Here is a 12,995-nt window from a genome sequence, read left to right as displayed (position 1 = left end):
GTCAGAACGGTGGCAGGTCGCCGAGCACCGGTTCCGGCTCGCGGACGTAGGTCTTCCCGGCGGGGCTGACGAAGGTGAACCTTCCGGGCTTCCGTTGGGCTACTTCCCAGGTGGAGCGGTGTTTCACGCGGTGGTGGTAGCGGCAGAACGCGCCCAGGTTGGCCTCCGAGGTCGGACCCTTCGGGAACGGGATCGTGTGGTCCAGGTCCGACTCGTGCGAGGGCCGCATGCAGCCAGGGAAGCGACAGGTCCGGTCCCGCGTCCAGATGAACCTGCGCAGCGCCGCCGGTGGCCGGTAGGTGCTGGTCCCGAACTCCAACGGCTCACCCGAAACCGGATCCGTCAGCAGGCGGCGCCACGTAGCGTCAGCCGCCAGTTCACGGGCCAGGTCGGCGGAGATCGGGCCGTAACCAGCAAGTTCGCCGGGCTGTTCCGACAAGCCCATCAACGTCGCCGCCGAGATCGTCACGTACACCTCGGTCTTCACCGCACTCGCGCCATCGCGAGTGGAGAGGATCAGATCGGCCACCACGTCCGCGCGGATCTGGTCGAGGGTGCGCGGGTCCTTCGGGTTGCGGACGGCGCGGGCGATGGTGTCCACACGCTCGAAACACTTGTGCGCCAGATCAGCCGGAAGGAACGCGAACAAGCGCGCCATGTCGTCCTCCAGCTTGTCGATCCCGGTGCACCGCTCAGCCTTGCGCCGCTCCGCCCGCTCCTTGTGCCCCACCGGATCCACCCGCATCACGACACGATTGGTGAGCTGCCGCATCTGCGCGCCCGTCTGGTTCGGCGCCTTCACCAGCACCCGCGCTTCGACCTCGGCCGCGTGATCCGCTGACAGGGCAACGGTTTTGTCGTGCAGCACCCGCGCCTTGTAGAAGTCGATCTCGCCCTTCTCCAGGGCGTCCACCGTCAGCGGCAGCTTCGTGACCATCTCCAGCGCCATGATGATCTGATCGCTGGTCCACCGCGACGTCCAGCGCATCGCGGCCGCGATCTCAGCCTCGAAGAACTCGACCCCCTCACACGCGATCGCATGATCAGCGAGCACGTGAAGGATCTGCGCCTGATGATAGGCGACCTGTTTCTCATGATAGTTGAGAGCATCGATGACCTCGACTGCTTCCATGCCCCAATTCTATTCGAGATCATTTCTCAAAAAGACCAAAAGGCGTCACCCAAACCAGTGAACCTGCAGGTCAGACCCCAACCATATGCGCCGTACGCGTCGTTCTCTCTAGACGCAACGCAACCACTAGCAACCACCTACGCAACCGGTAGAAATCGCACGCAAATAGACCACGCCCCGCAACCACCCAAGCAACCGGACCACAGAAATCCGGTCCAGCACACGCCCGACGAAGGAGGGCATGTGCTGGCTCGCCGAAGGCGCGCCCTGAACCGGAACCAACCCACCCGACGCAACCACAAGGTCCCGCGTCCGTCCACATTGGAGCCGGTTCAGGAGCCCATCCCGTTACGGCTTGGTGATCTCCAGCTGCAGCTCGGTCAGCCAGTCCGCGGGATCGCCGTCGCCGTAGTTCAGGTACACCTCCCGAGCGAACCCGTTCTGCCGGTACCCGTGCGCCTCGATCCACGCCGCCACCGCCTGGTACGTGGCATCCACGTCGTCCATAGGCCCCCGGTGGATGACGGTCGCAGCGGCCTCCAACGCCGGCAGATCCACGACCTCGAAGTCATAGGCATCAGACGGCGACACCGACACCGTCACCCCGGCCTCGACCCGGACCGAGTCACCCTCAGCCGGCGAGTAGGTCGCGATCCCGTACCCGGTGATCGGCACCGAAGCGCGTTCGAGACGCGCCATCAGCTCCGGGTACAGGGGCTGGATGACCGGACTGATGTCCTCCGGCCCGTACGAAGCGGCCATGGCGGTCAACCGGGCGACACGGACAGAAGGAACAGGCTTCACAACAACGTCATCCGTAGGCATTGCGCCTTCCCTTTCAATGGCGCGGAGACGTGCCTCGACCCGGCGCAACCGCGACTCGTCCGCAAGAATCTGCTGTCGCAGCTCCGCGCGCCGCAACGAAAGCATTCCGTGCAGCTGCTCGACGGAAAGCTTCTCGTCGAGCACCACGCGGACCTGGTCCAGCGTCAACCCCAGGTCTTTCAGAGCGATGAGCCGGTTGAGCCGCTGGAGCTGTGCGGCGGTGTAGAAGCGGTAGCCGGACGACGGGTCCACGTGGGCCGGCAAGAGCAGCCCGACCGCGTCGTAATGGCGCAGCATCCGCACCGACACGCGCCCCAGATGGGCGAAGTCTCCGATGGTGAACATGACTGCTCCTGTGTAGGGGCTGACACGGTGTGAGGGTCAAGAAATGATGGTTTGAGCAACGCGCCGGGTGCGCATCCTGGGGCGTTGACGAGAGGTGGCACATGACGTTCGCGCATCCCGCGTTGTTCTACTCCGATGAGGACTCCTACATCGACGGGACGGTCCCGTTCGTCGTCGAAGGCCTCGCGAACGCCGAGCCGGTGGCCATCGCGGTCCCCAGCGCGAACCTCACCCTCCTGCAGGAAGCGCTGAGCGGGTTCGCGCACCTCGTGACGTTCGTCGACATGACGGAGACCGGCCGCAACCCCGGCCGGATCATCCCCGAGCTCCGCGCGTTCGCCGACCGCTACCGCGGGGCCGTGCGGATCATCAGCGAACCGGTGTGGAACCGCCGCACCGACGTCGAATACCCCGCGTGCGCGCTGCACGAGGCGTTGGTCAACTACGCCTTCAGCGGCCGTGACCTCAGCATTCTCTGCCCGTACGACATCACCGGGCTGAGCCACGACGTCCTGGCCGACGCCGAGAAGACCCACCCTGTCGTGATCGACGCGAGCGGCCACCGTCCGAGCGACCACTTCCACCCCGCACGGGTGGTCGTCGCCGCGCACTCGCTGCCACTGTCCACACCGGCCGATGCCGTCAGCACCTCCGTCGGCGCCGGCGCGATGGCCGCGGTCAGGGCTTTCGCCCGTGAGCAGGCCATCAGACACGGTCTGACCTCCGATCGCGTCGAGGACTTCGCGCTCGCGGTCACCGAGCTCGCGACCAACAGCGTGCGGCACGGCGGCGGCGAGAGCACGGTCCGCGTCTGGACCGAAAGTGAAAGTATTGTTTGCCAAGTCAACGACAACGGACACATCACCGATGTTCTGGCTGGACGCACCCCTGTTCACGCAAACGATCCAGGCGGTCGCGGTCTGTTGCTGGTGAACCGTTTGGCGGACCTCGTGCGCACCCAAACGACGTCGTCCGGCACTGCAATCCAGGTCAGATTCGATCTGGGGAACAAAAAGGCAACGTGATCGACATACATTTGGCCGATCTCGTTATAGCTTGGGCACGTGCACGACGAGGAAGCGACGGAAATCGGTTACACGGGGGCGCGTTTCGGGTCCCCGGCGACCCGTAGACGACTGCGTGAAGACCGAACACACGATGTGAACGGTGCCGAGACGCAACAACTGCCCCGTCAGCAACCGTTGCGCCAACGCCCGCCGGAACCGCCACCGGAGTGGCCGATGCAGGAAGAGGAACCACCTCCTGTCCCAGCGCGGGACAGCGCTCTCGTACGCCCGTACGCCCGCACCGGCGGCCGTACCGCCGCCCGCCACGACCTGCGTCTGGAAACGCTGCTCTCCACGGACGAGGCCAGCCTGTACCGCGCGAACAACGACCAGGCGGCGATGATGCGGCTGTGCCTGCAGCCGCGCTCGGTCGCCGAGATCTCCGCGCTGATGAAGATCCCGCTCGGCGTCACGCGCGTGCTGCTGAGCGACCTGATCACGCTGAACCTGGTCGCCGTGCACGAGCCGGGCGACAAGCCGAACATGGCGCTGCTCGAACGCGTGCTGGCCGGTTTGCGCCGGTTGTAACCCTTTTGCCAGCGCGCGGGATCATCGCAGGTCGCCGATAATGACGACCGTGGAGAACGACGAGACGCCGAAGATCGAGATCCCGAAGGTCGAGGCCGCACCGACGAAGCTGCGGCCCACCCGGATCAGCGGCACGTGGATCGCCGTCCTGATCGCCATCGTCGTGCTGATCTTCCTGCTGGTGTTCATCCTGCAGAACGGCGACAACGCGACCATCAACTTCCTGTGGGGCCAGGCGAGCCTGCCGCTCGGCGTCGCGCTGCTGTTCAGCGCGATCGGTGGCGCGTTGCTGGTCGCGATCGTCGGCGCGGCCCGGATCCTGCAGCTGCGGCGTCAGGCGAAACGGATCACTGGTCGTCCCGAGAGCGCATCACCAGTTCGACCCGAGAGCTGATCCCCAGTTTCCGGAAGATCTTGCGCAGGTGGAAGTTCACCGTGTGCGGCGACATGAACAGCTGCGTGGAGATCTGCCGGTTCGTCTGCCCCTTGGCCACCAGGTTCGCGATCGCCCGTTCGGTGTCGTCCAAACTGGACCATCCGGACGCAGGACGCACCGGAGCCGCGCGCCGTCGTCGGCCGAGCTTGCGCAGCCGTCCCAGCACCCGTGCGCTGTCGCGGGACGCGCCGATCTCGCGGTAGAGCCCGAGCGCGTTCTCCAGAGCTTTCACCGACGCCGAACGATCCGTTGCCGACGTCAGCACGCCGAGGTCCTCCGCCGCGTTCGCCCGTGCCCACAGGTCGCGGTGCTGCTGCGAGGCCAGTTCCAGCAACGAGGCGTCGCGGTCGAACAACCCTCGTGCGTGCAACGCGGCCGCCGCCACCGCGCGGAACTCGGGGTTCTCCTCCTCGAGCCGTTCCACCCGGTCGACCACGGCCTTGGCGAGCCGCTCGTCCCCCGCTTCCAGGGCGCGGCGCACGAACCAGCCGGCCGCACGCGGTTCCTCGGCGAACAGCCCGGACGTCACCAGCCCCGGATACTCGTCGGTCAGCAGTCCCAGCGACTTGTCCAGGCCGTGAGCAACGTACGACACGAGAACGTCGGCCCACTGGTAGTAGGCGCGCGAGAAGATGATCCCGTCGACCGGCACCCGGTCGCGGTAGCGCTCGACGTGCTCGATCGCCGCCGGAAGATCACCGGTGTGGATCGCGACCATCGCGAGCACTGCCAGCGCGGGCGCGACCAGCGCGGCGTGCCCGGTCTCCTCGGCCACCGACAACGCGTTGCGCGCCTCGACCGACGCTTCCTCGATTCGCCCGGCCTGCAACAGGATTCGCGCCTGCACGACCGCGACCATCAGTTCCTTGGTCACGACCGACGACGGCCCGCTGCGAGCCCTGCGCACCACGCCGTCGGCGTCCGAGAACTCCCGCAGGCCGGAGAAGATCGTCGCCAGCAGCAGCTGCGGATACGCGCAAAGGTCGTGCGACGTAACGGATTGAGCTGCCTCGCGGGCCAGTTCCAGTGCCGCGCCCGGTTCTCCTGAGTCGCGCGCGATCGCGGCCAGCACCGCCAACGCCGTCGCCAGCACGTCGTCCGGCGAACCGGTGTGCGTGCGCACGACCGCTTCGGCGAGCTCCTCCGCCCGTCGGCGATCATGGCCGAGCAGCGCCATCATCCGGGTGATCTCCACCCACGGCACGAGTTCCGGCAGCAGGTCCGGTTCGGCCAGCAGCACCTCGGTGATCTCGACCGACTCGGCGTGCTGCGCGCCCAGCAACGTCGTCGTCGCCACGCAGTGCCGCAGTTTCGCCGCCGGTTCCGGGGAAACCTGACGGGACAAGGCGTCCTGCGCGAGTGCTTGCGCCGCAGTGAGCTTCCCGGCCGCTATCAACGCGCGCACCGCCACGACGGTCCGGTGCACCAGCGAACCGGATGCCTGGTCGGTGAGCTCCAACGCCCGCACCGCCAGTTCGGCGGCGGCGTCCGGAGCGCTCCACAGCACGGCGATCGCCGCCGCGACCAGACCGTCGATCGACCGCACGTCACCGCGTTGCGCGCCGTGCAGGAGGTGCTGGGCGGCCGTGACCGCGGAATCCCCGCGCCCCAGAAGCATTTCGCCGGCTTCGCGGTGCAGCGCGCGCCGCACGGGTGGCGGCACGGAGTCGGCGACCAGCCGCCAGACCAGCTCGTGCCGGAACGCCAGCCGATCCTCCAGCGACGTCACGACACCCGCGCTGATGACCTCGTCCAGCGCCGGCAGCAGAATCGCGGTGCTCGACGCCAGCATCTCCGCCACGTCACCGGGTTCGAAGCGAGGCCCGAGCACCGAGGCGACCTGCAGCAGGTGCCTTGCTTTGCCGCTCAACGAACTCACGCGCTCGCGCAGCAACGCCTCGGTCCGCCGCGGCGCACGATCACCGCGCAACGACGCGTGCTCGGCGCGGATCTCGACCTGACCGTCTTCGCGAAGGGCGGTGAAAAGACCAATTAATGCCGCCGGATTGCCTTGCGCGGTCGACGCCAACGCCCGAAGATCATGATCAGGAATTCCACCGGCGAGATCACCGACCAGCTCGGCGATCACGTTGTCCGTCAACGGTCGAAGCTCGACGCGCACGGCACCACGTGCGGCGGCAGCGGCGAACAGGCGGTCCGCACCCTCGCCGGCCCGGCGGGCGAGCAGCCAGACGACCTTTTCATGAGAGGAGGCGGGTAGTAGTGCGCGTAATGCGGCCAGGGTTCCCGGCTCTGCCAGGTGGAGATCGTCGAGCACGACGAGCGTCGGCCCTTGCGGTTCCCGTTCCGCCAGACGCGCCAGCAGGAATGGTTGATCCAGCTCGTCCGCGGCGGTCGCGACTTCGAAACCGCGGCGTGCGGCGAGTGCGGCGACTTCGGCCAGCAACCGGGTCTTCCCGGTTCCCGCCGCGCCGTCGACCAACACCACTCCGGTGCCCGCGTCCAGCACGCCGTTCAGGAGCTCTCGTTCTCCCTCACGGCCGCGGAACACCCCGTCCCGATTCCCCGACACCCATTTTTCCTTTCGCTCCGCGGCGGCGGAGAACAAGCGCTGCTTTACCACAACGACCCACCTGCCGACCAGCCCTGAGGCAGCACCCCTAGGCCGTCCGGATGACCATGTGAGGTCGCCCACCGGCTGCCGCTACTCATTCGAGTAGTTGCCCGGCGGATCATACGGGCAACAACCCTGTTGAGACGCCCATAGCGTAAGAACCTTTACCTGGGCAAGTGGAGCTGTTTCTCCTAGCATCAATTCCGCTGATCCATTCACCCACGGATTGTGGAGAGATCTTGGAAAACCGGCTGAAAGTGTGGTGTGCCGGAATCAGCGACCAGGTGACGCCCGGCACGACGACCGTCGTGGAAGGCGCGCCCGGTACGGGCAAAACGGCGGCGCTCGACGACCTGGCCGCGCGCTGGGAAGCGTCGGGCAGGCATGTCGTTCGCGCGCGCGGAAGTGCGTTGGAAAGCGATCTGCCGTTCGGGATCGTCGCCCAGCTCTTCGATCTGGTCGATCCCTCGCTCGTTCCTGACGAGGCTCTCGGGGCGCTGCGGCTGACGGCGGTGACGGCTGATTTCGGCGTGCTGCACGGCGTCTACCGGCTGGCGGCGGCACTCGCCGGGACCGACGGGCTGCTCGTGGTGGTGGACGACGCGCATTGGGCTGATGCCGCGTCACTGCGCTGGCTCGCCTACCTGGCTCTGCGCCTCCAACGGCTGCCGATCGCGCTCGTGCTCGCCGTGGGTGTCGGTGAGCGGTGTGACGACCCTTCTTATGGCGAGATTCTCGCCGCGTGCCACCGCGTCACGTTGGACAACCTGTCTCTGGACGACATCGCTGCGTTGATCTCGCCGACGCCGGCGCCCGAGTTCGTCGCTGCCTGTCTCGACGCGACGGGCGGCAACCCGCTGACCGTGACCCGGCTGGTGAAAGCGCTGGCGGAGGACGGGGTGCCGCCGACCGCCGAGGCTTGCTGGCGGGTCGCGCAACGTGGCGCGGAGGTGTCCGGTGAGGTCATGGCCGCTCGGCTGCGGCGTCGACCCGCTGCTGTCGTTGCTGCCGCACATGCTCTGGCCGTGCTCGGGCCGTCGCCGCATCCCGACGTGCTGGCCGAACTGTCGCGGCTCAGTCCGGTCGAGTTGGCCGAGGCGGTGCGAACAGTCGAGTTGCTCGGCGTGGCCGGGCCTGCGGTTCTCGACGACATGCCCGCGCCCGCGCGGGCTGCTTTGCATCTCCGGGCCGCACGCGCGTTGCGCACGCACGGCGCGTCGGACCGCGTTGTGGCCGAACACCTGCTGGAGACCTCGCCGGGGTTGGAGCCGTGGGCCGGTGAGGTGCTGGACCGGGCCGCGCAGGAAGCCGTGAACCGCGGGGACACCTCGGGTGCCGCTCGGTTGTTGTGGCGGGCGTTGCGCGAACCGGTGGCGAACCCGTCGCGAGCACTGCGCCTACTAGGTGTCGCCGAGCTCGTGGGCAACCTTCCCGGTGCCACGGCTCGGTTGCGCGAGGCTTTTCAGTCCGATGAGGACGATGCCGAGTCGGCCGTCGCGTTGTCGTACGCCCTGCACGCCGAAGGGAAGGCCGCTGAGCTGACGGCGGTGCTTTCGGGCGGTTCTCCGCGGGCTGAGGCGCATCTCGCCGTGCACGGACTGGCTTGGCAGGAAGCCGTTCCCGCGTCGGTTTCGTTGGACACTCCCGCCGGGGTGCTGCACCACGTGATGGTGGGTGACATCAGCGCCGCCGAGGCCGTGCCGCTGGTGTCGACCGCCACCACGATGTCGGCTCTGACGTCCGCGATGATCCTGAACCTGGCCGATGCCCTGGACTCCGCGCTGACCGTGCTCGACGACGTGGACCGCGCGCAAGCACCGGCGTTGCGGGCGCTGACGTACGTGATGCGCGCGAACGTCCAGCGCCGCAAGGGAGATCTCGTCTCCGCCCGCGCCGACCTCACGCTGGCCGGTGACCACCTGCGGCAGGACCGGCGCTGGCTCGCGGTGTCGACGTGGCACGCCGCGCTGCTCGCCGACATCCTGCTCGAAGAGAGCCGCCTGGACGAAGCCGACGAGCTGATTTCCGAGGCCTCGACGGACGAAGCTCGGCGTGTGTGGTCGTTCGGCGGACTGCTGACCGTGCGCGGACGCATGCTCACCGCGCGCGGCGACGACCACGAGGCGTTGGAAGCGTTCCTGGCCGCCGGACGTCACTGCGAGGGCTGGCCGTACCGCAACCCCGCTGCTCTCTCTTGGCGTTCCGGTGCCGCGCTGGCCTGCGCGGCGATGGGCGATGGCGAACGCGCGCGCAACTTCGCCCACGAAGAAGTAGAGCTCGCACGGGTGTGGGGTGCTCCGCGCGCGTTGGGCATGGCGTTGCGCGCGGAAGGCCGAGTGACCGCAGGCGCGCCCGGACGGACGTTGCTCGAAGAGGCCGTGCGGGTGCTGCGCGGCTCCCCCGCCCGTCTGGAACTCGCGCGCGCGTTGGTCGATCTCGGTGTGGTGTCACGACGTCAGGGCGATACGTCCGGTGCGCGCGCATGTCTGCGTGACGCGTTGGATCTGGCGCAGAAGTGCGGTTCTTCGGCGATGGCCGCACGGGCGTACTCCGAGCTGGTCGCGACCGGGTCCGGACCACGGCGGATGCGGCAGACCGGGCCGACCGCGCTCACCCCGACCGAGCACCAGGTGGCGGCTTTGGCGGCACGGGGTCAGTCCAACGAGGAGATCGCCTCGGCGTTGCTGATGCCCGCGGACGCCGTGGAAGGACTTCTGAACGGCACCTACCGCAAGTTGGGTGTCTCGGGCAGGTTGCAGCTCGCGGAAGTGCTCGACGTCGACTGATCACCCAGGAGTCGCCGGACATCGGCGACGTCCCCGGCGCGGTGCTGAACCCGGAACAGCTCAAGGGCCTGGTACCAGGACGCTCGCGCCAGATCGTGGTATCCGCGGGCGTGATGCGCGTGGCCGATGCGCTCGAGGAGGTTCGCCTCGAGGTAGTCGTGCCCGATGGCGCGGAACAGGCCGAGCGCCTGCCGGTAGTGCTCGAGCGCCCCGATCAGGTCGCCGGTGTGGTGTGCGATGTAGCCGAGGCTGTCGAGCGCGTCTGCTTCCACCTCGCGGTCGCGATGCCCTCGGGCCAGCGTCAGCGCGGTCTCGCAGTGCGCGCGTGCCTGCTCGTACATCCCCAGCTGGGCCTGGTCCCAGCCCACCTGACCGTGTGCCCACGACTCCTGGACGGGCAGGCCGAGCTCGTGGAACAGCTGGAGAGCGGGGACGGAGTGCTGCAACGCCCGTTCGTAGTCCCCGCTGCCCTGCCACACGCTGGCGAGGATGTGGTGGCAGTGGGCCTGACCGCGGAGATCACCCGTCTCCTCGCAGATCGTGAGAGCGGCGCGGAGGTTGCGCAGTGCCTCGTCGAGCAGTCCCAGTCCCCCGCAGTCGTTGCCGAGACGTCTCCTCGCCAACGCCTGAGCGGCCCTGTCGCTCGTGCGGTCCGCGGCGGCCACCGCGGCCCGCCACACGACGACACCGTCGTGACTGCCCCGTCTTCGGTGGAACGTGTCCAACGACCAGGCCAGCTGCCAGACGTGGGTGTGCCAGTCGTGCTCCGCGGCCAGTTTCTGCGCGGCGAGGAGGTTCGGCAGCTCGGTGGTCAGCCATGCCGCCGCCGCTGTCCCGTCCTCGAACTCCAGCGGGACGACCCCTTCGGCGGGCGCTCCGACGTCGATCTGATCCCGCAACGGGGCCAGCGCACGGTCGGCGGCGTAGGCGGTGTGCAGGTAGAAGTCCATCACGCGGCGCAACGCTTCCGCGTCCTGGCCGTGTTCCCGCGCGTACAGCCGAACCAGGTCGTGCATCCGGTATCGGCCAGGAGCGTGCTGGCCGATGAGGTTCGCCTGTTCGAGTTCCCTCAGGCACGTGCGGACCGAGGCCGACGCGGTGAGGCTGGTGGCGGCGGGCAGGCCGATGTCCGGGCCGGGCGCGAGGCTGAGCTCGCCGAACAGTGCCGCGGCTTTCGCGGACAAAGCGTTGTAGGACCACGAGAACACGGACCGCAGGCTCACCAGGTCCTCGCCCGCGTCCAGCGTGTCGAGCGCGCTTTGCTCGCGCAGTTCGTCCGCCAGCACGGACAAGGGGAAGTCCGGGTTCGCGAGGGCGCGGGCGGCCACGATGCCGATCGCCAGTGGCAGACCCGCGCAGCAGGCCAGGAGTTCCTTCGCTTGGGGATCCTCGCCCAGGTACGCGGCCAGCAGCCGGTGTGCTTCGTCGTCGGTCAACCGGTCCAGGGTCAAGGCCCGCATGCCGTGTGCTGCCACCAAACCGCTGAGGTGCCGCCGACTGGTGACCAGCACCCGGCACGTCGGGCTGCCGGGCAACAGCGGTACGACCTGTGCGGTGTCGGCCGCGTTGTCCAGGAAGACGAGCATGCGCTTGCCCGCCACCAGACTCCGGTAGAGCCCGGCCTGGGCGTCCACGTCTGCGGGGACCGCGGTGACGCCGAGCGCGTCGAGGAAGCCGCGGATCGCCGTCGTGACGGGCATCGGGTGCCCACTCGGGTCGAAGCCGCGCAGGTTGACGTAGAGCTGGCCGTCGGGGAACCGGTCGAGGTGCTCGTGCGCCCACTGCGACGCGAGCCAGGTCTTGCCCATCCCGCCGAGCCCCGTGATCACCGCGGAGCCTTCCTCGTCCAGGACCGCCAGCTCGCGGCTCCTGCCCGTGAACCGGCGCGGCTGAGCAGGAAGTTGTTGTGGGACAACCGGTCTGCTTCGGGCGTTGGGAGCCGTCAGCGCTGGGTCGGTCGCCAGGATCTGTTCGTGCAGACGTCGCAACGGCGGACCGGGATCCGTGCCGAGCTCGTCCGCCAGCCGGGTGCGCATCCGCTGGTACTGGTCGAGCGCGTCCGCCGGGCGTCCGCTCTGGTACAGCGCGAGCATGAGCTGGCCCGCAAGTCGTTCGTCGAGCGGGTTCTCCGCCGCCCACGTCGTGAGGTCGGGCAGCAGTGCGGCGTGCAGGCCCAGGCGCAGTTGCACGTCGACGAGCTCCAGCCGGGCCGCGTGCCGATGGCCGACCAGCGTGGCGCGCAACGACTCCAGCCAGGAGGTGGCCAGTCCGGCGAAGGGTTCTCCTTCCCACAACTTCAGCGCCTCCTCCAGCAGAGCGGCCGCCTCGTCGTCGTCCTCGGCCGCACGCCCGTCCTCCACGAGCCGCCGAAACCGGTGCAGATCAACGGTTTCCGACTCGACGGCGAGCCGATACCCGGTCGACCTGCGCGTGATCGTCACCGCCGCGGGCGCCAAAGCGTTGCGCAGCATGGTGATGCTGTGCTGAACGGCGGCACGCGGCTTGCGCGGCAGGCGGCGTTCGCTCCACACCCGATCCACCAGTTGGTCGACCGACACCACCTGGTTCGCCTCGACCAGCAGAACCGCAAGCACAGCACGGAGTTGTGCGTAGCCGATCGCGAGCGGCCGGCCGTGGACGTGCGCCTGGACATCACCGAGCAGACGGAACAGCACCGCCATCTGGTTTCCTCCCCGTGCCCCAGCAAATGCTTACCGGGGCACGGGAAGAAAGTCACGGCCAGATCTGCCACCACTGGTCGTTGTAGCCGAGGATGCAGTTGTAGTTCACGGCGGTCTCGCCGTTGCCGCCCTTGTTGGACGGCACCGCGAGACACCGGTTGCTCTTGTAGTTGCGCAGCCGGTAGTGGACGTTGTCCGGCATCAGCTCCGGCAGCCACCACTGGTCGTACCAGCCGTCAACGCAGTCGTACTGCACGAGCTTCGCGCCGTTGGCCGGGTTCGGCGCCGCGAGACACCGGCCGGTGTTCTGGTTGCGCAGCCGGTAGTACCCCGGCGCGGCGTCGATCGGCTCGAAGCTCCAGTACTGGTCGGTGTACTCCGCGTAGCAGTCGTAGTGGATCACCGGCTTGCCGTTGCGGTTGTCCGCCGAGTTCACCGCGAGACACTTGCGGTGGTAGTTGTTGATCAGGTTCTGGTACGTGCCCGGATTGATGCCCTGTACCGCCGGTTGTTGCTGTTCCACGGCGACCGCGGCGGTCGGTACGAGGAACAGCGCCGACGTCGCGACCACCGCGAGCGTCAGCGCCTTGCGCAACCAGGTGCTCATCCATCCCTCCAAG

The 12,995-nt window shown here is 68.2% G+C and carries 9 protein-coding genes; 4 read left to right on the top strand and 5 right to left on the bottom strand.

Annotation, left to right across the window (positions count from 1 at the left end; all coding sequences use genetic code 11):
- Nucleotide 1 precedes the first annotated feature (1 nt).
- Together AB0M24_RS07245 and AB0M24_RS07240 are read right to left on the bottom strand one after the other, a co-directional pair.
- Nucleotides 2-1,132: a DUF222 domain-containing protein gene (locus tag AB0M24_RS07245; RefSeq protein ID WP_363762114.1), complete on the bottom strand. Its 1,131-nt coding sequence runs from the start codon at nucleotides 1,130-1,132 to the stop codon at nucleotides 2-4.
- A gap of 348 nt (nucleotides 1,133-1,480) precedes the next feature.
- The gene (locus tag AB0M24_RS07240) at nucleotides 1,481-2,302 is read right to left on the bottom strand and encodes a MerR family transcriptional regulator (protein WP_363762112.1); all 822 of its coding nucleotides are present in this window, start codon (nucleotides 2,300-2,302) and stop codon (nucleotides 1,481-1,483) included.
- A gap of 101 nt (nucleotides 2,303-2,403) precedes the next feature.
- Between AB0M24_RS07240 and AB0M24_RS07235 the strand changes: the two genes are divergently transcribed.
- From AB0M24_RS07235 to AB0M24_RS07225, 3 genes are all read left to right on the top strand, one after another.
- Nucleotides 2,404-3,327, top strand: a complete 924-nt coding sequence (locus AB0M24_RS07235; protein ID WP_363762110.1) for an anti-sigma factor RsbA family regulatory protein — start codon at nucleotides 2,404-2,406, stop codon at nucleotides 3,325-3,327.
- Between the two features lie 216 nt (nucleotides 3,328-3,543).
- The gene (locus tag AB0M24_RS07230; RefSeq protein ID WP_363762108.1) at nucleotides 3,544-3,897 is read left to right on the top strand and encodes a DUF742 domain-containing protein; all 354 of its coding nucleotides are present in this window, start codon (nucleotides 3,544-3,546) and stop codon (nucleotides 3,895-3,897) included.
- A 40-nt stretch (nucleotides 3,898-3,937) separates the two neighbouring features.
- Nucleotides 3,938-4,291: a lipopolysaccharide assembly protein LapA domain-containing protein gene (locus AB0M24_RS07225; protein ID WP_363762106.1), complete on the top strand. Its 354-nt coding sequence runs from the start codon at nucleotides 3,938-3,940 to the stop codon at nucleotides 4,289-4,291.
- On the opposite strand, the gene AB0M24_RS07220 is transcribed toward AB0M24_RS07225, so the two are convergent.
- Entirely contained in the window at nucleotides 4,245-6,866 is a 2,622-nt protein-coding gene (locus tag AB0M24_RS07220) for a LuxR C-terminal-related transcriptional regulator (protein ID WP_363762104.1), read from the bottom strand. The two genes, AB0M24_RS07225 and AB0M24_RS07220, sit on opposite strands and share 47 nt — an antisense overlap.
- Before the next feature lie 281 nt (nucleotides 6,867-7,147).
- Between AB0M24_RS07220 and AB0M24_RS07215 the strand changes: the two genes are divergently transcribed.
- Nucleotides 7,148-9,694 carry an AAA family ATPase gene (locus AB0M24_RS07215; protein WP_363762102.1) on the top strand — a complete coding sequence of 849 codons (2,547 nt, stop codon included), beginning with the start codon at nucleotides 7,148-7,150 and terminating at the stop codon, nucleotides 9,692-9,694.
- Here the strand turns inward: AB0M24_RS07215 and AB0M24_RS07210 are convergent.
- Both AB0M24_RS07210 and AB0M24_RS07205 read right to left on the bottom strand, forming a co-directional pair.
- Entirely contained in the window at nucleotides 9,634-12,375 is a 2,742-nt protein-coding gene (locus AB0M24_RS07210; protein WP_363762100.1) for a BTAD domain-containing putative transcriptional regulator, read from the bottom strand. The genes AB0M24_RS07215 and AB0M24_RS07210 overlap by 61 nt on opposite strands.
- A 52-nt stretch (nucleotides 12,376-12,427) precedes the next feature.
- Complete coding sequence (locus AB0M24_RS07205; protein ID WP_363762098.1) at nucleotides 12,428-12,982, bottom strand: RICIN domain-containing protein; 555 nt, start codon at nucleotides 12,980-12,982, stop codon at nucleotides 12,428-12,430.
- Between the last annotated feature and the right edge of the window lie 13 nt (nucleotides 12,983-12,995).

This window comes from Lentzea sp. NPDC051838, from assembly GCF_040681245.1.
Taxonomy (GTDB): Bacteria; Actinomycetota; Actinomycetes; order Mycobacteriales; family Pseudonocardiaceae; genus Lentzea.
This window is presented reverse-complemented; position numbering and strand designations above follow the sequence as displayed.